This window comes from Pseudomonas sp. KBS0710 (assembly GCF_005938045.2).
GTDB lineage: Bacteria > Pseudomonadota > Gammaproteobacteria > Pseudomonadales > Pseudomonadaceae > Aquipseudomonas.
This window is the reverse complement of record NZ_VCCF02000001.1, coordinates 6,222,621-6,241,633: the sequence shown is the minus strand read 5'-3', so window position 1 is coordinate 6,241,633 and position 19,013 is coordinate 6,222,621. Positions and strand designations below refer to the sequence as shown.

At 61.4% G+C, this 19,013-nt stretch carries 17 protein-coding genes; 4 read left to right on the top strand and 13 right to left on the bottom strand.

Features of this window, described 5'->3' with window-relative positions; genetic code table 11:
* Positions 1–41: 41 nt before the first annotated feature.
* From FFI16_RS28465 to FFI16_RS28445, 5 genes are all read right to left on the bottom strand, one after another.
* On the bottom strand, positions 42–1,067 hold the full coding sequence (locus FFI16_RS28465) for a putative 2-aminoethylphosphonate ABC transporter substrate-binding protein (protein ID WP_138813431.1): 1,026 nt from the start codon (positions 1,065–1,067) through the stop codon (positions 42–44).
* A gap of 22 nt (positions 1,068–1,089) precedes the next feature.
* Positions 1,090–2,814: a putative 2-aminoethylphosphonate ABC transporter permease subunit gene (locus FFI16_RS28460; RefSeq protein ID WP_138813430.1), complete on the bottom strand. Its 1,725-nt coding sequence runs from the start codon at positions 2,812–2,814 to the stop codon at positions 1,090–1,092.
* Position 2,815: 1 nt separating this feature from the next.
* Positions 2,816–3,880: a putative 2-aminoethylphosphonate ABC transporter ATP-binding protein gene (locus FFI16_RS28455; protein ID WP_058422030.1), complete on the bottom strand. Its 1,065-nt coding sequence runs from the start codon at positions 3,878–3,880 to the stop codon at positions 2,816–2,818.
* A gap of 237 nt (positions 3,881–4,117) precedes the next feature.
* Entirely contained in the window at positions 4,118–4,981 is an 864-nt protein-coding gene (locus tag FFI16_RS28450; RefSeq protein ID WP_056857666.1) for a LysR family transcriptional regulator, read from the bottom strand.
* Positions 4,982–4,997: 16 nt separating this feature from the next.
* Complete coding sequence (locus tag FFI16_RS28445; RefSeq protein ID WP_138813429.1) at positions 4,998–7,292, bottom strand: heavy metal translocating P-type ATPase; 2,295 nt, start codon at positions 7,290–7,292, stop codon at positions 4,998–5,000.
* 85 nt (positions 7,293–7,377) lie between these two features.
* Between FFI16_RS28445 and cadR the strand changes: the two genes are divergently transcribed.
* On the top strand, positions 7,378–7,827 hold the full coding sequence (gene cadR, locus FFI16_RS28440; RefSeq protein WP_138813428.1) for a Cd(II)/Pb(II)-responsive transcriptional regulator: 450 nt from the start codon (positions 7,378–7,380) through the stop codon (positions 7,825–7,827).
* Between the two features lie 125 nt (positions 7,828–7,952).
* On the opposite strand, the gene FFI16_RS28435 is transcribed toward cadR, so the two are convergent.
* Complete coding sequence (locus FFI16_RS28435; protein ID WP_017139496.1) at positions 7,953–8,786, bottom strand: thymidylate synthase; 834 nt, start codon at positions 8,784–8,786, stop codon at positions 7,953–7,955.
* A gap of 53 nt (positions 8,787–8,839) precedes the next feature.
* The gene (gene lgt / locus FFI16_RS28430) at positions 8,840–9,652 is read right to left on the bottom strand and encodes a prolipoprotein diacylglyceryl transferase (RefSeq protein ID WP_017139497.1); all 813 of its coding nucleotides are present in this window, start codon (positions 9,650–9,652) and stop codon (positions 8,840–8,842) included.
* Between the two features lie 211 nt (positions 9,653–9,863).
* Between lgt and FFI16_RS28425 the strand changes: the two genes are divergently transcribed.
* Complete coding sequence (locus tag FFI16_RS28425; RefSeq protein ID WP_138813427.1) at positions 9,864–10,610, top strand: NRDE family protein; 747 nt, start codon at positions 9,864–9,866, stop codon at positions 10,608–10,610.
* Positions 10,611–10,735: 125 nt separating this feature from the next.
* Here FFI16_RS28425 and ptsP read toward each other — a convergent pair whose 3' ends face one another.
* Entirely contained in the window at positions 10,736–13,015 is a 2,280-nt protein-coding gene (ptsP, locus tag FFI16_RS28420) for a phosphoenolpyruvate--protein phosphotransferase (RefSeq protein WP_017139499.1), read from the bottom strand.
* Positions 13,016–13,037: 22 nt separating this feature from the next.
* Positions 13,038–13,517, bottom strand: a complete 480-nt coding sequence (locus FFI16_RS28415) for an RNA pyrophosphohydrolase (protein ID WP_003176750.1) — start codon at positions 13,515–13,517, stop codon at positions 13,038–13,040.
* Positions 13,518–13,660: 143 nt separating this feature from the next.
* Between FFI16_RS28415 and FFI16_RS28410 the strand changes: the two genes are divergently transcribed.
* The gene (locus FFI16_RS28410) at positions 13,661–14,317 is read left to right on the top strand and encodes an HAD family phosphatase (RefSeq protein WP_138813426.1); all 657 of its coding nucleotides are present in this window, start codon (positions 13,661–13,663) and stop codon (positions 14,315–14,317) included.
* Positions 14,318–14,429: 112 nt separating this feature from the next.
* Here the strand turns inward: FFI16_RS28410 and FFI16_RS28405 are convergent, their stop codons facing one another.
* The 4 genes from FFI16_RS28405 to ilvA are packed head-to-tail and all read right to left on the bottom strand — an operon-like array spanning position 14,430 to position 18,132.
* Entirely contained in the window at positions 14,430–14,897 is a 468-nt protein-coding gene (locus FFI16_RS28405; RefSeq protein WP_138813425.1) for a DUF2269 domain-containing protein, read from the bottom strand.
* Positions 14,894–16,159, bottom strand: a complete 1,266-nt coding sequence (locus FFI16_RS28400) for an SDR family oxidoreductase (RefSeq protein ID WP_138813424.1) — start codon at positions 16,157–16,159, stop codon at positions 14,894–14,896. The genes FFI16_RS28405 and FFI16_RS28400 overlap by 4 nt, the downstream gene beginning before the upstream one ends.
* Positions 16,160–16,163: 4 nt before the next feature.
* Positions 16,164–16,577 carry a DUF2269 family protein gene (locus FFI16_RS28395; RefSeq protein ID WP_138813423.1) on the bottom strand — a complete coding sequence of 138 codons (414 nt, stop codon included), beginning with the start codon at positions 16,575–16,577 and terminating at the stop codon, positions 16,164–16,166.
* A 40-nt stretch (positions 16,578–16,617) separates the two neighbouring features.
* On the bottom strand, positions 16,618–18,132 hold the full coding sequence (gene ilvA / locus FFI16_RS28390; RefSeq protein ID WP_138813422.1) for a threonine ammonia-lyase, biosynthetic: 1,515 nt from the start codon (positions 18,130–18,132) through the stop codon (positions 16,618–16,620).
* 137 nt (positions 18,133–18,269) lie between these two features.
* On the opposite strand from ilvA, the gene rpiA reads away from it, so the two are divergent.
* A complete protein-coding gene (gene rpiA, locus FFI16_RS28385) occupies positions 18,270–18,941 on the top strand; it encodes a ribose-5-phosphate isomerase RpiA (RefSeq protein WP_138813421.1) in 672 nt (223 codons plus the stop codon).
* Positions 18,942–19,013 lie beyond the last annotated feature (72 nt).

Genomic DNA, 19,013 nt, shown 5'->3' with positions numbered 1-19,013 from the left:
CTGGCTTGCCTGCGAAAAGGCCATCAGCCCTAACGAAAACCCTACTGACCCGCTACCTTCTCCGACTTGCCGTCATAACGCTTGCGCCATTCGGTCAGGATGCTGTCACGGTTTTTCGAAGCCCAGGCGAAGTCGTTCTTGATCAAGCGCTGTTCGTAGTCAGCCGGCAATTCGGTCTGTGGCTTGGCGATACCCGGCTGAGCGAGGACGGCGAAGTTGTCCTTGTACAGCTCCATCGCAGCGGGGCTGGCGGAGAAGTCGGCAAGTTTTTTCGCCGCATCGGCGTGGCTGGTGCCCTTGATCACGGCAGTCGCTTCGATGTCCCAGCCCAGGCCCTCTTTGGGCAGGATGATGTCCAACGGCGCGCCTTGACGCTTGAGCTGCACGGCCGGGTATTCAAACGAAATACCAATCGGGAATTCCCCGGAAGCCGCCAGCTTGCACGGCTTGGAGCCGGAGTGAACGTACTGGCCGATGTTCTGGTGCAGGTCGTCCATGTACTGCCAGCCCTGCTTCTCGCCGAAGGTCTGCAGCCAGGCGCTCACATCCAGAAAGCCGGTGCCGGACGACGCCGGGTTGGGCATCACGATCTTGCCCTTGTACTCAGGCTTGGTCAGGTCTTGCCAGCTCACCGGCTTGGTCAGGCCTTGTTTCTCGGCTTCAACGGTGTTGAAGCAAATGGTCGCAGCCCACACGTCCATGCCGACCCAGGCCGGTGGGTTAGCGGCGTCGCGGTAGTTTTTGCCGATCTTGTCCAGATCCTTGGGCGCATAGTTATCCAGCATGCCCTGCTGATCGAGGATCGCCAGGCTGGACGCGGCCAACCCCCACACCACGTCAGCCTGCGGGCGGGCTTTTTCGGCCAGCAGTTTGGCGGTGATGATACCGGTGGAGTCACGCACCCACTTGATGTCGATATCCGGGTTGGCTTTTTCGAAGGCCTGTTTGTAGGTCTTCAACTGCTCGGCTTCGAGGGCCGTGTACACCGTCAATTCGGTTTTGGCGGCAAAGGCATTCAGGCTGAATGCGCTGAGCAGAGCAGCGGCCAGGGCCAAGGGCTTGAACATGGAGCACCTCCTTCAGGGATTTTTATTGGCCGGGCGCGGTTTGGCGCCAGGCTTGGGAGCGGCGTAAAGCGCCACGTGAGGCCCACGCCAGCAGCAGCGAGACGCCGGCCGAGGTGAACAGGATCAGAGTCGACATGGCCGCAGCGCCGCCCACATTGCCGGCGTCGTCCATGTTCAACACGGCGACGGCGGCGAGGATGGTGTCGGGGCTGTAGAGGAAGATCGCAGCGGACACGGTGGTCATCGCCGACACAAACAGGTAGCGCACAATGTCCAGCAACGCAGGCAGGCAGATCGGCACGGTGACGCGCAGATAGTGGCGGTACAGCGGCGCCTTGAGGGACAGCGCGGCGGCTTCGAACTCGGCATCCAACTGGCGCAGCGCGGTGGTTGCGGTCATTTGCGCGGTGGTCAGGTAGTGCGCAATGGTGCACACCACCAGCAACGTCATGGTGCCGTAGAACACATGCAGCGGGTTGCCGTTGAGGTTGAAGAAGAACACGTAACCCAGGCCCAGCACCAAGCCCGGCACGGCCATCGGCACAAAGCTTAGCATGCGCAGCGCCAGGTTCAGGCCTTTCTGGCCTTTGGTCTTTTCCATCAGGTAGGCGCCGGTGAAGATCAGCACGCTGCCGATCAGCGCGGTGCACAGGGCCATGGTCAGGCTGTTGCGATAGGCCAGCCAGCCGCCACCGGCCGTGTCTTCAAATTGGTAGTGATTGAGCGATAACGACAGGTTGTACGGCCAGAACTTCACCAGCGAGGAGTACACCGCCATGCCGAACACCAGCAGCAACACGGCGCAAATCAACAGCACAATCGCCAGGTAGCAGCCATCCCTTAAGCGCGACGGCGCGGGTTGGAACACCTGGGCGCGGCCGCTCATGGCGTCACCATGACGGCGGCGCAGCCAGGCATCCACAGCAAAGCTGAACAGCGCCGGCAGCAACAACACCATGCCGATCAAGGCGCCGCGACCGAACTGTTGCTGGCCGACCACCGCCTTGTAGGCTTCCAGCGCCAACACCTGATAATCGCCACCCACCACCACGGGCACGCCGAAGTCGGTGATCGTCAGGGTGAACACCAGGCAAAACGCCGCGAATACCGCCTGGCGCGTGGCCGGCCAGGTAATGCTGCGAAACGCCCTGGCGGAGCTTGCGCCCATACTGGAGGCGGCATCGAACAGGCGCGCATCCGCCAGGGACAGCGCCGACAGCAGAATCATCAGGGCGTGTGGGAATGTGTAGATCACTTCACCCAGCACAATGCCCCAGAAGCCGTAGATATTGTCCGAGAGCAAGCCGCGCAACATGCCTTGGTTACCGAACAGATAGACCAGCGCGATACCCGGCAACATCGACGGGGCCATCAATGGCAGCAGTGACAGGCCGCGCCAGATTGGCTTGCCGGGGATCAGCGTGCGTTGCAGTGCGTAGGCAAACAGGTAGGCCAGCGGTACGACGATGGCCGCCACGCTGAGGGACACTTTCAGGCTATTGCCCAACAGCCAATGGAAGTTTTCGCTGGTCACCAGTTCCCGCGCGGCGACCAGCCCGCCGCCCTGCCCGGCTTCGCTGCTGAAGCCGCGCCAGAAGATCGCCAGCAGGGGCAACAACACCGCCATGCCCAGCAGGAGTAACCAAAGCAACTTGCCGCCGACCACGAAGAGGCGGTCGCCAAGCTCAGCGCGGGAAACCTGACGAGCCACGTGGTCGGGTATCGGCAGACTCATATCAGCAGCCATCTCAGGCAAACACCTGCAGGCTGCGCGGCGGCAAGGCCACCCAGATATCCTGGGCGCCCAGGCGCGGCATGGCTTCGGGGGCCAGTTCGGCCAACAGCGGGTGGCCAGGCAATTGCTCCAGCTCAAAGCTCATGCGGCAGCGATTGCCGAGGAAGGTGATCTCGCGGACCTTGGCCGGGAACAGGTTTTCTTCATGCACCAACGGGTTGACGCTGATCGCTTCCGGGCGGCAGAACAAGCGGCCGGACCTGGCCTTGCTGGCGCTGTCATCCAGGCGCATGTGCAAGCCGCCGACCTGGGCATGGCTGTCACTGCTGCGACTGAACGGCAGCCAGTTACCCTGGCCGACAAACTCCGCCACAAACGGCGTGGCCGGGCGGTCGTAGATTTCCTGGGGCGTGGCGTACTGCTCGACCTTGCCGTTGTTCATCACGGCAATGCGGTCGGCCATCAGCATGGCCTCGTCCTGGTTGTGGGTGACCATCAGCGTGGTGATGCCCAGGCGCCGTTGCAATTGGCGCAGCTCGGTACACAGATGCTCACGCACACGGGCGTCGAGGGCCGACATGGGTTCATCCAGCAGCAGCAGCGATGGCGCCGGTGCCAGGGCGCGGGCCAGGGCGACGCGCTGTTGTTGGCCGCCGGAGAGTTGGCCGGGGTACTTTTTTTCGCTGCCGACCAGGCCGACCAGCTCAAGCATCTGCCCGACGCGCTTGCGCACTTCGTCGCGACCACTGCCGGTAAGGCCGTAGCCGATGTTCGCTTCGACGGTCAGGTTGGGAAACAGCGCGTAGGACTGGAACAGAATGCCGTAGTCCCGCGCCTGCGGCGGCAGCAGGGAAACATCGCGGTTGCCCAGGTAAAGTTCACCGCTGTCCTGGCGCTCCAGGCCGGCGATGCAGCGCAGCAAGGTGGTCTTGCCGCAGCCGGACGGGCCCAGCAGGCACACCAGCTCGCCGGCCGCGACTTCCAGGGACACGTTGTCCAGCGCGGTGAAGGCGCCGAAGCGTTTCTGGATACCGCGCACCTTCATTGGCGCGCCGGGTTGGGTCAGGGCTGTGTTCATGCAAGGCACCTCATCGAACTGATGAAGGCCATGCTAGGCGGGCAATGCGTCCCTCTTGTGGCAGAAAGGCAAAAGGCGGTGATAGTGGTATTGGTGGATTTGTGTAGGACTTCAGCGGTGTGGTGTCGGGGCGGGCCTCATCGCAGGCAAGCCAGCTCCCACATTTAGATATGTGAATACATTTAAAGGTGGGAGCTGGCTTGCCTGCGATGGCGATTCAAAGGCCAGCACAGCACTTCAGAGCGGCGACATTTCCTGCGCCAACCCCAGAAACGCCGCCGGCAACCGTGCACCTTTGCGCTCCTTGAGGCAGTACAAATACTCGGGAATCTGCGGTGCATTCTCGATAGTCAGCACGCGCAGTTGTGGATCATGGGGTACTTCCTGACGGGCGATAATACTGATGCCGATATTGCGCAACACCGCTTCGCGAATCGACTCGCGGCTGCCGATTTCCAGCAACGGCCCGTAACTCACGCCGGCGCCCTGCAACATCTCTTCAGTCAGCCGCCGCGTGGTGGAGCCGGCTTCGCGCATCAGCAAGGTATGCCCGGCGAGCGCGCTCAACGGCACATGTTCAAGCTTGGCCAGGGGATGATTACGATGCACCGCCAGCACCAGCGGGTCGGTGCCCAGCACGCGGCGGATCAGGCGTGGGTCTTCGAGCAGTTGCGAGGAGGCGGCAACATCGACGCGGTAATCGTCCAGTGCTTCGAGCACCTGTTGGGAATTGCCGATTTCCACCGAGACGTCGACATGGGGCAGGCGTTCGCGAAAGGCTTTGACCAGATCGAGGATGTAGTACGGCGCCGTGGCGGCAATCCTCAAGGCGCCTTGGACCTGGCCAGTATTGCGCAGGAAAAACTCGATATCGGCTTCCTGCTGCAACAGCACCTTGACCATCGGCAGCAAGCGCGCGCCGTCGTCGCTGACGGTGAGGCGGCGCCCGCCGCGGTAGAACAGCTCAACACCGTATTGGCTTTCGAGGTTGCGAATCTGGGTGGTGACGGTGGGCTGGCTCAAGCCGAGTTTTTTCGCCGCCTGGGTAATGCTGCCCAGGCGGGCGACCATAAAAAACGCCTTTAACTCAGCACTCAGCACACCGCCCTCTCATCCTCTATTTGCGCAACAGGCGCAGACCATTGAACACCACCAGCAGGCTCACGCCCATGTCCGCGAACACCGCCATCCACATGGTCGCCATGCCGAGGAAGGTGACTGCCAGGAAGATCGCCTTGATCACCAACGCCAGGGCGATGTTCTGCTTGAGGATACTCGACGTTTGCCGCGACAGACGAATGAATGCCGGAATCTTGCGTAGATCATCGTCCATCAACGCCACGTCGGCGGTCTCGATTGCCGTGTCGGTGCCGGCTGCGGCCATGGCGAAGCCGATTTCGGCGCGGGCCAGGGCCGGAGCGTCGTTGATGCCATCGCCGACCATGCCTACCCGGCGGCCTTGGCCGTAGAGGGTTTCGATGGCTTGCAGTTTGTCGGTGGGCAGCAGGTCGCCCTGGGCCTGATCGATACCAACCTGCGCCGCAATCGCCTGGGCAGTGTGGGTGTTGTCGCCGGTGAGCATCAGGGTCTTGATGCCCAGCTCATGCAATTGCTGGATAGCCTCGCGGCTGCTGTCTTTTACTGTGTCGGCCACGGCGAACAACGCCAGCGGGCCGGACTTGTCGAGCAGCAGCACCACGGACTTGCCTTGTTTTTCCAGGGCGAACAGCTTTTCTTCCAGTGCCGGCGAGCACAGGCCCAGGTCTTCCACCAGACGGTGGTTGCCCAGGTGGTAGGTTTCGCCGTTGATGTCGCCACGCACACCGCGACCTGGCAGCGCCTCGAAGTTATCCACAACGTGGCTTGGCAGATTTTTATCCACAGCTGCCTTGGCGATGGCCAGCGATACCGGGTGGTCGGAGCGCCCGGCCAGGCTGGCCGCCAGGGCGGGTGCGCTGTCTTCGACATTGGGGAACAGTGCCAGGTAATCGGTTTGCACCGGTTTGCCGTGGGTGATGGTGCCGGTCTTGTCGAGGGCCAGGTAGTCGAGCTTGTAACCGCCCTCCAGGTACACGCCGCCCTTGATCAGGATGCCCTTGCGCGCCGCAGCCGCCAGGCCGCTGACGATGGTCACCGGGGTGGAAATCACCAGGGCGCATGGGCACGCGACCACCAGCAATACGAGGGCGCGGTAGATCCAGTCGAACCACACGCCGGCCATGAACAGCGGCGGGATAATCGCCACGCCCAAGGCAAACAGGAAGACTGCCGGGGTGTAGATTTTCGAGAAGCTGTCGACAAAGCGCTGGGTCGGCGCCCGTGCGCCTTGGGCCTGCTCGACCGCATGAATGATGCGCGCCAGGGTGGAATTGTTAGCTGCAGCGGTGACCTTGTATTCAAGGGAACCGGCCTGGTTGATGGTGCCGGCGAAGACTTTATCGCCCACGGTCTTTTCAATCGGCAGGCTTTCGCCGGTGATCGGCGCCTGATCAATGGTGGATTGGCCGGCAGTGACTTCACCGTCCAAGCCAATGCGCTCGCCGGGTTTTACCCGCACGATCGCGCCTAATTCAATGCTTTTTACTTCCTGTTCAAGCCACGAACCGTCGGCCTGCTGCACCGTGGCCTGTTCCGGGGTCATTTGCATCAAGCCGCTGATGGCATTACGCGCACGGTCCAGTGACTTGGCTTCGATCAGCTCGGCCACCGTGAACAGGAACATCACCATGGCCGCTTCCGGCCACTGGCCGATCAGGATCGCGCCGGTCACCGCGATGCTCATCAGCGCGTTGATGTTCAGGTTGAGGTTTTTCAGGGCGATCCAGCCCTTTTTATAGGTGGTGAGGCCGCCACTGAGGATCGACACCAGCGCCACCAGGGCGATCACCCAAGTCGGTGCTACACCGGTGAAATGCAGCACTTCGGCGCCCAATGCGCCTACGCCGGACACTGCCAACGGCCACCAATGTTTCTTGGCAGGCGGCGCGGCAGCAGGCGTACCTTCTTCAATGGGGTCGGCCTGCATGCCGATGGATTTGATGGCCGCGATGATCGGCGCAGTGCTCGGCAGGTCATGGGTGACGCCAAGGATGCGGTTGATCAGGTTGAATTCCAGCTGCTGCACACCGGCGAGCTTGCCCAGTTTGTTCTGGATCAGCGTCTGCTCGGTGGGGCAGTCCATGGCTTCGATGCGGAAAGTGCTCAGGCGCGAGCCGGCTGTCGGCGCTTCGCTCAGCGTGACCACGGCAGGCGCTGCCTTGCTGGAACAGCAGGAATCGCCGTGGCTGCCATGATCATGCTTTTTGACCGGCGTCAGCTTGGCGCCATGCTCGTGGCTATGTTCGGAGCTATGGTCATGATCATGATCGTGCGGATGGTCATGTTTTTTCGGGGTGTGGATGGAATCGCTCATTCTGTCGCGTCCGTAAAGGTGCCTGTTGCCAAGTAAAGACCCTGTAGCCACTATAGGGTCAAGCACCCATTTGGAGATTGCTGCGATGAAGATCGGCGAATTGGCCAAACTGACCGATTGTCAGGTGGAAACCATCCGTTATTACGAGAAAGAAGGCCTGCTGCCGCCCCCGGCACGCACCGATGCCAACTATCGCATGTACACCCAGGCGCACACCGAACGGCTGATCTTTATCCGCAACTGTCGCAGCCTGGACATGACACTTGAAGAAATCCGCAGCCTGCTGGGGCTACGCGACAGCCCGCAGGACCAGTGCGAGAGCGTGAATGCGTTGATCGACGAGCATATCCACCATGTGAAAGCGCGGATCGATGGGCTGTTGGCGTTGCAGGTGCAATTGCTCGACCTGCGCCAACGCTGTGGCGGCGGGCCGGATCTGGACCAGTGCGGGATTTTGCAGCGGCTGGAAGTCAGCGGCAGTGTGGCGGCCAGCGAGGCGGAGCCTTCGCACGTGGGCAGAAGCCACGGGCATTAAGGCACACACAAAACAACTGTGGGAGCTGGCTTGCCTGCGATAGCGGTGGATCAGAGGCATTTGTATCGCCTGATACTCCGCTATCGCAGGCAAGCCAGCTCCCACATTTTTAACCGAGACAGGCTTTAGATGGCGACGTCAGCCTTGATGCTCGGATCGGCGTCGTAGCCCACAATCTCGAAGTCTTCGAACTTGTAGTCATAAATCGACGCCGGCTTACGCTTGATCACCAGCTCCGGCAGCTTCTTCGGCGTGCGCGCCAGCTGGGTGCGGATCTGTTCCATATGGTTGCTATAGGCGTGGGTGTCACCGGTGGTGACGATGATCTCGTGCGGGATCAGGTCGCATTGCTGGGCCAGCATGTGGGTCAGCAACGCCAGTGCGGCGGTGTTGTACGGCAGGCCGAGGAATACGTCGGAGCTGCGGATGTACAACTGCATCGACAGATGGCCGTCATGCACAAACGCCTGGTACAGCAGGTGGCACGGCGGCAGGGCTTGCTTGCCGTTGCGCGCGTTTTCCTGCGGGCTCTTGGTTTCGTCCGGCAGGTATTCGACGTTCCAGCCGTGGAACAGGATGCGACGGCTGTTGGGGTTGTTCTTCAACGTGTCGACCATGTAGTCGATCTGGTTGATGGTGCCGCCGTCCTTGGTGGGCCAGGCGGTCCACTGCTCGCCGTACACCGGGCCGAGGTCGCCGTCTTCGGTGGCCCATTCGTCCCAGATTTTCACGCCGTTTTCGTTCAGCCACTTGATGTTGGTATTGCCACTCAACATCCAGATCAATTCGTTGGCGATGCTTTTGAAATGAAGCTTCTTGGTGGTCAGCAGCGGGAAGCCGTCGGCCAAGTTATGCCGATACTGACGGGCAAACACGGCCTTGGTGCCGGTGCCGGTGCGATCGCCCTTGGTCAATCCATTGGTCACGACGTCGTTCAGTAGTTCGAGATATTGCTTCATGTTTTTACCCGTATCAAAGAAGCCGAGGCTCGCAAAAGCCTCGGCATTCGAATTTAAAGCGCGGCGTTCTTGATGCCTTGCGGGCGATTGTACGCCCACCACAGCAGGCCCAGGCCCGCCAGGATCATCGGCATGCTGAGGATCTGACCCATGGTCAACCAGCCCCACGCCAGGTAGCCCAGCTGCGCATCCGGCACGCGGACGAACTCGACGATGAAGCGGAAGATCCCGTAGAACAACGCAAACATGCCGGAAACCGCCATGGTTGGGCGTGGCTTGCGCGAGAAGATATAAAGAATCAGGAACAGTGCCACACCTTCCAGGGCGAACTGGTAGAGCTGCGACGGGTGGCGCGGCAGTTGCGCCGGGTCGCTGAAGGGTGGGAACACCATGGCCCACGGCACGTCGCTCGGCTTGCCCCACAACTCGGCGTTGATGAAGTTACCGATACGCCCGGCGCCCAGGCCAATCGGCACGAACGGTGCGACGAAGTCCATCAGTTGGAAGAACGACTTGCCGTTGCGGCGGCCGAACCACCACGCGGCGATCATCACACCCACAAAGCCACCGTGGAACGCCATGCCGCCCTTCCACACTTCGAATATCAGGGTCGGGTTGGCGATATATGCCGGAAGATCGTAGAACAGCACATACCCGAGGCGTCCGCCGACGATCACGCCCATCGACATCCAGAAGACCATGTCGGAGAGCTTCTCCTTGGTCCAGGTCGGGTCGAAACGGTTCAAGCGCCGGGAAGCCAGCAGCCAGGCACCGCCGATGCCGATCAGGTACATCAACCCGTACCAGTGGATTTGCAGCGGACCGATGGCCACGGCCACCGGGTTGATCTGCGGGTAAGGCAGCATTGCGACTCCTCGTTAAATCATTAGTCATGGCGCACCGGACCATGCCGGTGTGGGATTAAGCCTGCGTTACAGCCGCAATTTCAAATTAAGAAGTTCAGAAGCGCCCAGTAGCCCGGCATGTTAACGGATGGAAGGCGCTCGGCCCAACTTCGATACGATGGATAGCCATCCGTTGTATGGGTAGAGTGAGCAAAACACAAAGGGAACGCCTATGTGCCTGATTGTTTTCGCCTGGCGGCCGGGCCACGCCCAGCCGCTGATCGTCGCGGCCAACCGTGATGAGTTCTACGCCCGCCCCAGCCTGCCGCTGGCTCAGTGGCCGGATGCGCCGCATGTCTACGCCGGTCGCGACCAGGAAGCCGGTGGCACCTGGCTTGGAGTGAACGCCGACGGTCGTTTTGCTGCGCTGACTAATATTCGCGACCCGCACCAGCCACCGGCGCGCAAGTCCCGCGGGGAATTGGTAGCGCGTTTTCTCAGTGGATCGCTGCCAATTGACGACTATCTAGCGGATGTTAACGGCCGTTCGATTGAATATTCCGGCTTTAACCTGCTGGTGGGTACGCGGGATGAGCTATGGCATTACAACGCCAATGAGACTGAGCCTACGCGGTTGGAGGCTGGGGTTTATGGGCTGTCGAATGCCGGGCTGAATACGCCCTGGCCCAAATTGCTCAAAGCCAGGGCGGCGCTGAGTGAATTGCTGGAGCGCCCACAGCCACAGGCCTTGCTGGATATTTTGAGCGACCCGCAGACCGCACCATTCGCCGACTTGCCGGACACCGGCGTGGGCTTGGCGACCGAAAGCCTGCTGTCCAGCGTGTTTATTGCCAGCCCCAGTTATGGGACGCGGGCGAGTACGGCGCTGATTGTGAATGCCGATGGATCGAGACAGATGGTGGAGCGTAGTTTTGGGCCACTGGGTGGGCGGCTGGGAGAGGTCGAGCTGAGCATTTAGCCATACCGCAAAACTAATGTGGGAGCGGGCTTGCTCGTGAATGCGGAGTGTCAGGCACTGAATTTGTGTCTGATATACCGCATTCGCGGGCAAGCCCGCTCCCACATTTTGATCGGCGCCAGGCCCTACAGGGTTTTTGCAGATGCCGGGTTGATCATCCGCGTCAGCCCCAGGTTCTTCAGCGCCAGTTGCAGCGAGCTGTGGATAACTTGCGGGTTGTCGATGGTCATCAACTCGGCCAGCAGGTCCTTGGCCATGCTCAGTTCAACCTGGCGCAACATCCACTTCACCTTCGGCAAGTTGGTGGCGTTCATCGACAAGCTGTCAAAGCCCATCGCCATCAACAGCACCGCTGCCGCCGGGTCGCCGGCCATTTCGCCGCAGATGCTCACCGGCTTGCCTTCGGCATGGGCGTCGCGCACCACATGTTGCAAGGCTTGCAGCACCGCCGGGTGCAGGTAGTCGTAGAGATCGGCCACCCGAGGGTTGTTGCGGTCCACGGCCAGCAGGTATTGGGTCAGGTCGTTGGAGCCGACCGACAGGAAGTCCACCTGCCGCGCCAGTTCTTTGGCCTGGTACACCGCCGCCGGGATTTCGATCATCACACCAATCGGTGGCATGGGCACGTCGGCGCCTTCGTCGCGCACTTCGCCCCAGGCGCGGTGGATAAGATGCAGCGCTTCTTCCAGCTCGTGCGTGCCGGAGATCATCGGCAGCAGGATGCGCAGGTTGTTCAGGCCTTCGCTGGCCTTGAGCATGGCGCGGGTCTGGACGAGGAAAATTTCAGGGTGGTCGAGGGTTACACGGATGCCGCGCCAGCCAAGGAAGGGGTTGTCTTCCTTGATCGGGAAATACGACAGTGACTTGTCGCCGCCGATGTCCAGGCTGCGCATCGTCACCGGTAACGGGTGGAAGGCGGACAGTTGCTCGCGATAAATCGCCAGCTGCTCCTTCTCGCTCGGGAAACGCTGGTTGATCATGAACGGCACTTCGGTGCGGTACAGCCCCACACCTTCGGCGCCGCGCTGTTGCGCACGGGCCACATCGGCCAGCAAGCCGGTGTTGACCAGCAGCGGCACACGGTGGCCATCGAGGGTTACGCAGGGCAGCTCGCGCAACGAATCGAGGCCCAGCGCCAGTTGTTTCTCTTCTTCCACCACCTCGGCGTATTGCTTGCGCAACAGCTCGCTGGGGTTGGTAAAGACTTCGCCACGATGGCCGTCGACGATCATGTCGATGCCGTCGACCTTGGAATACGGCAGGTCCACCAGGCCCATTACCGTCGGAATACCCATGGCCCGAGCCAGGATCGCGACGTGGGAGTTACCCGAACCCAATACCGAGACCAAACCCACCAGTTTGCCCTCTGGCACTTCGCCGAGCATGGTGGCGGTCAGTTCTTCACTGATCAGGATGGTGTTGTCGGGGTAAACCAGGTTGGTGGTGCGGTCTTCCTGCAGGTAGGCCAGCAGACGGCGGCCGAGGTCGCGCACATCCGAGGCACGCTCACGCAGGTAGGCGTCGTCCATCAATTCGAAACGGTTGACGTGATCGGTGACCACCTGGCGCAACGCGCCCTGGGCCCACTGGCCGGTCTTGATCACGGTTTTGACTTCGTTGCCCAGGGACGCGTCGTCGAGCATCATCTGGTACACGTCGAACAGCGCGCGCTCTTCGGGGCGCAGTTGCGTGGCCAGCTTGGTCGACAGGTTGCGCATGTCGGCGCGCACGCCTTCCAGGGCGGTCTTGAACAGTTTGATTTCAGCGTCGATGTCATCGACGGTCTTGTCCGGCACCACATCGAGGTCGGCCGGCGGCAGCATGACCACCGCCGTACCGACCGCAGCGCCCGGTGAACCTGGCACGCCGACGAACTTGGCTTCCTGGATGCCCTTGCCCTGACGGCCCAGGCCACGGATCGAGCCGGTCGCCTCAGCGTGGGCAATAACCCCGGCAAGCTGCGCGCTCATGGTCACGAGGAAGGCTTCTTCACCTTCGTCGAACTGGCGACGCTCTTTTTGCTGAATGACCAACACGCCGACGACGCGGCGGTGGTGAATGATCGGTGCGCCGAGGAACGAGGCATAGCGCTCTTCACCGGTTTCGGCAAAGTAGCGATAACGCGGGTGATCGGCCGCGTTTTCAAGGTTCAGGGGTTCTTCACGCGTCCCCACCAGGCCCACCAGACCTTCATTGGGCGCCATGCTGACCTTGCCGATGGAGCGCTTGTTCAAGCCCTCGGTGGCCATCAGCACAAAACGGTTGGTCTCTGGGTCCAGCAGGTAAACCGAGCAGACCTGGCTGCCCATGGCTTCCTTGACGCGCAACACAATAATCCCCAACGCCGCCTTGAGATCCTTGGCGGAGTTAACTTCCTGGACGATCTTGCGCAGCGTATTGAGCATGGCTCGGGGTCGAACTCCGTCGTCAGTCGCGCGCTAAAAGGCGCGGGGCAAGCTCTTTGAGAGCGCGACGATAAACCTCGCGCTTGAATGTCACCACCTGGCCCAACGGGTACCAATAGCTGACCCAGCGCCAGCCATCGAACTCCGGTTTACCGGTCAAATCCATCCGCACCCGCTGCTCGTTGGAGATCAGGCGCAAAAGAAACCATTTCTGCTTCTGGCCGATGCACAGCGGTTGGCTGTGGGTACGCACCAGGCGTTGCGGCAAACGATAGCGCAACCAGCCACGGGTACAGGCCAGAATTTGCACATCTTCGCGCTCAAGGCCGACTTCTTCATTCAACTCACGGTACAAGGCGTCTTCAGGGGTTTCGTCGGGGTTGATTCCGCCTTGAGGAAACTGCCAGGCATCTTGGTTGATTCGGCGAGCCCATAGCACCTGTCCGGCATCATTCGTAAGAATAATCCCGACATTAGGACGGAAACCATCGGGGTCGATCACGGCAACAACCTCGCAAACGCATGTCGTCGCATTGTTCCACAAAGGTTGTTCCAGCGGCAACGAGGCTTCTTACCTTATGTGCACTCTTGTGAAAAGACCGTATTCTGGACGCCTTTTTACAGACTTTTCAGCGAGTAACTGCAATGCGCCTGGCTTTATTCGACTTGGACAACACCCTTCTCGGCGGTGACAGCGATCACGCGTGGGGCGATTACCTGTGTGAGCGTGGGATTCTTGACCCGGTGGCCTACAAAGCCCGCAACGACGAGTTCTACCAGGATTACCTGGCCGGCAAGCTCGACAACGCCGCCTACCTGAACTTCAGCCTGGAAATCCTTGGCCGCACCGAGATGGCCCAGCTCGACGAATGGCACCGCGACTTCATGCGCGACTGCATCAATCCGCTGATGCTGCCGCTCGCCGTGGAACTGCTGGCCAAGCACCGCGCCGCTGGCGACAAACTGGTGATCATCACCGCCACCAACCGCTTCGTGACTGCGCCGATTGCCGAACTGCTCGGGGTTGAAACCCTGATCGCCACTGAATGCGAGATGGAAAACGGCCGGTATACCGGGCGCAGCACCGATATCCCGTGCTTCCGTGAAGGCAAAGTGACGCGCCTGAACCGTTGGCTGGAAGAAACCGGGTACAGCCTGGAAGACAGCTACTTCTATAGCGATTCGATGAATGACTTGCCGTTGCTGGAGCAGGTGGCGCATGCGGTGGCGGTGGATCCGGACCCGAATTTGCGCGCTGAAGCCGAGAAGCGTGGCTGGCCGGTGATTACCCTGCGCGGCTGATGACGCCATCGCAGGCAAGCCAGCTCCCACATGTTGACCACATTCTCATGTTGGAACTCGGTCAAATGTGGGAGCTGGCTTGCCTGCGATGAAATCACCTCGATCCCAAGCCCTACATCGGCTTGGCCACCATCAAATAGAAAATCACCAGAAACGCCAGAAACGCCGGCCAGCCCAGGCCAAACCACCAGCGCATATAAGTCGCGGCCTTGATCGGCATCGCCGTGCCATCGCGCAACGCCTGCTCCGCCATCTTGTGCACACGAATCTGCAGCCACACCACCGGCAGCCAGCAGACACCCGCCAGCACGTACAACGCGAACGTCCACTGCAACCAGCTCTGCTGCATCGACCAGCCCGCCAGATACATCAGGCCGATGCCACTCAACGGCTGAAAAACCGCCGTGGTCGTGGTAAACGCCCAATCCGCGAACACCAGGTGTTTGAAGGTAACCGCGATCACTTCCACCTTGCCGCTGCGCCAGGCGCGTAAGGCGTAATACGCCGAGCCCGCCCCCAGGCCGAACAGGATGGTCGAGGACAGGATATGCAGGGTTTTCAACAACAGGTAAGTGTTCATCGGCGGGGCTCAGTCGAAAAAGGCTCAATCCAGAGGAGCCAAAGGGTCGCCACCATGAGTACCAGATTTTTGGCGACTGCCGCGTAGGGATCAAACCAGTAATGGGGCAGGACTATGCTGATAATCACGGTATAACTGCCCATCAACAGCAATTGCAGGATCAACGCCAGCCTGCGCCAGCGCGCAACCAGCAACCCCAGGCCCAACAGGCCATCACACACCGCACCGGCGATGACGGCCAGTGTCGCCCAAATGCCCTGCACACCGGCCTCGGCCATGATGCGCAAGCCCCAGGCGTAACCCGGCCCCACGCAGACCGCCGCCGTGCCCAGCCAAATCAGCACCAATACCGACAGCATCAGCGGGCGGAGGGTGCGCTGGCTGCTTTGGGCCGCCGTGGGCCAGCCGTGCAGGCGTGAGGCAAGCGGCGCGGCGGTGTAGCCGCAAACCGACGCCAGCACCTCGGGGTCGGCGACATTATCCCGCTGGGCCAGGGCGATGCTTTGTGAGTTCAAGGCGCGCCAGCCCAGGCGATCACCCAGCCAGCCGCCCAACCCCAGCAATGGCGCTTGCAGGTAGCGGCCTGGGCGCCAGCCTTGAGCGACGCGCAGGTGGTCAATGACTTGAGCAAGCCGCATCGGCTCCGGCCCCACCAACGGCAGTACCATGGATTCGGCCGGCCACTGGCGCAACAAGGCCAGCACCGCGCCGACCAGGTCGTCGATATGCACCGGCTGCAGTTGAGCGTTGAGGTCCAGCAAGGGAATCAACGGCCAGGGCGACAGCCCCGCCAACCAGGCACTGCTGGCGCCACCCTCACCCACCACCAGCGAAGGCCGCAGCACCACCGAGGGTACGCCCAGGCTCAGCAGATAGTCGTCTGCAGCACCTTTGCTGGCCAGAAATGGCACATCCGATTGCGCTGAGGCGCCGAGGGCAGAGATTTGCAGTACTCGCACACCGTGACGGGCAGCCAGATCAAACAGCGCGCGGGCGCCCTGATCCTGGACACGGCTCAACTCGGCCGCATCCACACTCAGCAATCCCGCCGCATTGATGACTAAATCGACCGATTCAGGAAATACCCAGCAACCTGGGTCGGCAGCCAACCGGCCCAAATCCAGCGCCTGCCATTGCACCCCTGGCCAGCCCTGACTTACCGGCTTGCGACACGTCGCGATCACCCTGTGCCCAGCCTGCTGCAGAGCGCGCAGCAAGTGGCCACCGACAAAGCCGGTGGCGCCGACGAGCAGGATATTCATGCCGTTAAACCGGCTTGGCGCCCATCAACCCGGCAATCGCCACAAACCCCGCCAGGCTGACCACCGCCAGTACCAAGGTGAAATTCAGGTTGCCACCACCGCCCAATCGCAGGCGGTTAAGCCGCGCCACCAGCCAGAACCACGCCAGTGCCGCCACGGTGTAGAGAATGCTGGAGCCCAAAATCCAGGTTTGCCCCAGCGGCCAGCCCAGCAGATGCACCAGCCACCAGCCGGTGAACGGCATGCTCACCACGCACACCCCCATCAGCAGCCACACGAACGCCCAGGGGCGTTGCACGGTAACCGTCGGGCCGGCGCTGCGTTTGCGCCAGGCCAGTACCGCCAGCCCGAGGCCGCTGAGCAACAGCAACACGGTGGCGGTAATGTGGATAACCTTGAGGGTGGTCAGCGTTTCCATGGTCTTGATTCCTTAAAGGCCGCTCAGTCAGCGTAGTCGCTCAACCGAGGAACAGCTGGTAAGCCGGGTTTTCGCTCTCATCCCAATATGGGTAGCCGATTTCTGCCAATGCGGCCGGCACCAGGTGGCGCTCCTCCGCCGGCACTTGCAGGCCCGCGACCACACGGCCGTCGGCGGCGCCGTGGTTGCGATAGTGGAACATCGAGATGTTCCAGCGCCCGCCTAATTTGTTAAGAAAGTTGAACAGCGCGCCCGGACGCTCGGGGAATTCGAAGCGAAACACCAGCTCGTCGCTGACTTTGGCCGCATGCCCGCCCACCATATGGCGAATATGCAACTTGGCCAGCTCGTTTTCGGTCAGGTCCAGCACCGGGAAGCCCTGGCTGGTGAGGCTGGCGATCAAGGCGCTGCGCGGGTCGTTTTCCGGGTGAGTCTGCACGCCCACGAAGATGTGCGCCTCGCGGCCGGAGTGGTAGCGGTAATTGAACTCGGTGATCTGACGCTTGCCCACGGCCTCGCAGAACGCCTTGAAGCTGCCCGGCTGCTCGGGGATGGTCACGGCGATGATGGCTTCGCGGCCTTCACCCAACTCGGCGCGCTCGGCCACATGGCGCAGGCGGTCGAAGTTGACGTTGGCGCCGGAGTCGATGGCCACCAGGGTCTGGCCGGTCACGCCACGGGTTTCCACGTATTTCTTGATACCCGCCACGCCCAGCGCACCCGCAGGCTCGGTGATGGAGCGAGTATCGTCGTAGATGTCCTTGATGGCCGCGCAGATCTCGTCGGTGCTGACGGTGATCACTTCATCCACATAGTCTTTGCAGATATCAAAGGTGTGCTGGCCGATCTGCGCCACCGCCACGCCATCAGCGAAAATACCAACCGTCGGCAATACCACGCGCTCGCCTGCGGCCATGGCGGCTTGCAGGCAGTTGGAGTCGTCCGGCTCGACGCCGATGATTTTGATTTCCGGGCGCAGGTATTTCACATACGCCGCAATCCCGGCGATCAGCCCGCCGCCGCCCACGGGTACGAAAATCGCGTCCAGAGGCCCAGGGTGCTGGCGCAGAATCTCCATCGCCACGGTGCCCTGCCCGGCAATGGTGTGCGGATCATCGTAGGGGTGAATGTAGACGTAGCCTTTTTCGTCGACCAGTTTGAGCGAGTAGGCCAGGGCTTCCGGGAAGGAATCACCGTGCAGCACCACTTTTCCGCCCCGCGAGCGCACGCCTTCAACCTTGATTTCCGGGGTGGTCTTGGGCATCACGATGGTGGCTTTCACCCCCAGCACCTTGGCCGCCAGGGCCAGGCCCTGGGCGTGGTTGCCCGCCGAAGCGGTGACCACACCGCGCGCGCGTTCTTCAGCGCTCAGTTGGGTGAGCTTGTTGTAGGCACCGCGAATCTTGAACGAGAACACCGGCTGCAAGTCTTCACGCTTGAGCCAGACCTTGTTACCTAGCCGCTCGGAGAGCTGGCGAGCGGTCTGCAATGGGGTTTCTACGGCAACGTCGTAAACGCGCGAGGTAAGGATCTTTTTGACGTACTGTTCAAGCATCGGCGGGAATCACTGGGCGAGTTGGGCAGGGCCAAGGAGTCTAACCCGGCTTTTGGCCGGGCGACCACACGAATCCCGAGGTTTTGTTGGGTTATACTCGCCGCCCTCGATAACTCCCCGCCCGTTCCGGAGCCCGCATGACCCAGGATCAACTCAAACAGGCAGTGGCCCAAGCCGCCGTCGATTTAATCCTTCCTAAACTCGACGATAAAAGCATCGTCGGTGTCGGCACCGGTTCCACCGCCAACTGCTTTATCGACGCGCTGGCCCAGCACAAGGGCGCATTCGACGGCGCCGTGGCCAGCTCCGAAGCCACCGCCGCACGCCTCAAAGGCCATGGCATTCCGGTGTACGAGCTCAATACCGTGAGCGACCTGGAGTTCTATGTCGACGGCGCCGATGAAAGCGACGAACACCTGAACCTGATCAAAGGCGGCGGCGCAGCCCTGACCCGCGAGAAGATCGTTGCAGCCGTGGCCAAGACCTTTATCTGCATCGCCGACGCCAGCAAGCTGGTGCCGGTGCTCGGCGCCTTCCCGCTGCCGGTGGAAGTGATCCCGATGGCCCGCAGCCACGTGGCCCGCGAGCTGGTGAAACTGGGCGGCGACCCGGTGTACCGCGAAGGCGTGCTGACCGACAACGGCAACATCATCATTGATGTATTCAACATGCAGATCACCAACCCGGTGCAGCTGGAGACGCAGATCAATGCGATCGTTGGCGTGGTGACCAATGGCCTGTTCGCGGCGCGCCCGGCGGATGTGTTGCTGTTGGGCACTTCTGAAGGCGTGAAAACCCTAAAGGCCTAAAAAGCAGCACTACTTTCCTGTGGAGACAGGGCTTGTGTGGGAGCGGGCTTGCTCGCGAATGCGGTATATCAG

Bases quoted from the DNA above. Each gene is read 5' to 3' on its own strand.
- FFI16_RS28405 (WP_138813425.1), bottom strand. From the start codon at position 14,897: ATGAACACTTACCTGTTGTTGAAAACCCTGCATATCCTGTCCTCGACC.
- FFI16_RS28400 (WP_138813424.1), bottom strand. From the start codon at position 16,159: ATGAATATCCTGCTCGTCGGCGCCACCGGCTTTGTCGGTGGCCACTTG.
- rpiA (WP_138813421.1), top strand. From the start codon at position 18,270: ATGACCCAGGATCAACTCAAACAGGCAGTGGCCCAAGCCGCCGTCGAT.
- FFI16_RS28395 (WP_138813423.1), bottom strand. From the start codon at position 16,577: ATGGAAACGCTGACCACCCTCAAGGTTATCCACATTACCGCCACCGTG.
- FFI16_RS28460 (WP_138813430.1), bottom strand. From the start codon at position 2,814: ATGGCTGCTGATATGAGTCTGCCGATACCCGACCACGTGGCTCGTCAG.
- FFI16_RS28425 (WP_138813427.1), top strand. From the start codon at position 9,864: ATGTGCCTGATTGTTTTCGCCTGGCGGCCGGGCCACGCCCAGCCGCTG.
- FFI16_RS28445 (WP_138813429.1), bottom strand. From the start codon at position 7,292: ATGAGCGATTCCATCCACACCCCGAAAAAACATGACCATCCGCACGAT.
- lgt (WP_017139497.1), bottom strand. From the start codon at position 9,652: ATGCTGCCTTACCCGCAGATCAACCCGGTGGCCGTGGCCATCGGTCCG.
- FFI16_RS28435 (WP_017139496.1), bottom strand. From the start codon at position 8,786: ATGAAGCAATATCTCGAACTACTGAACGACGTCGTGACCAATGGATTG.
- cadR (WP_138813428.1), top strand. From the start codon at position 7,378: ATGAAGATCGGCGAATTGGCCAAACTGACCGATTGTCAGGTGGAAACC.
- FFI16_RS28455 (WP_058422030.1), bottom strand. From the start codon at position 3,880: ATGAACACAGCCCTGACCCAACCCGGCGCGCCAATGAAGGTGCGCGGT.
- ptsP (WP_017139499.1), bottom strand. From the start codon at position 13,015: ATGCTCAATACGCTGCGCAAGATCGTCCAGGAAGTTAACTCCGCCAAG.
- FFI16_RS28465 (WP_138813431.1), bottom strand. From the start codon at position 1,067: ATGTTCAAGCCCTTGGCCCTGGCCGCTGCTCTGCTCAGCGCATTCAGC.
- ilvA (WP_138813422.1), bottom strand. From the start codon at position 18,132: ATGCTTGAACAGTACGTCAAAAAGATCCTTACCTCGCGCGTTTACGAC.
- FFI16_RS28410 (WP_138813426.1), top strand. From the start codon at position 13,661: ATGCGCCTGGCTTTATTCGACTTGGACAACACCCTTCTCGGCGGTGAC.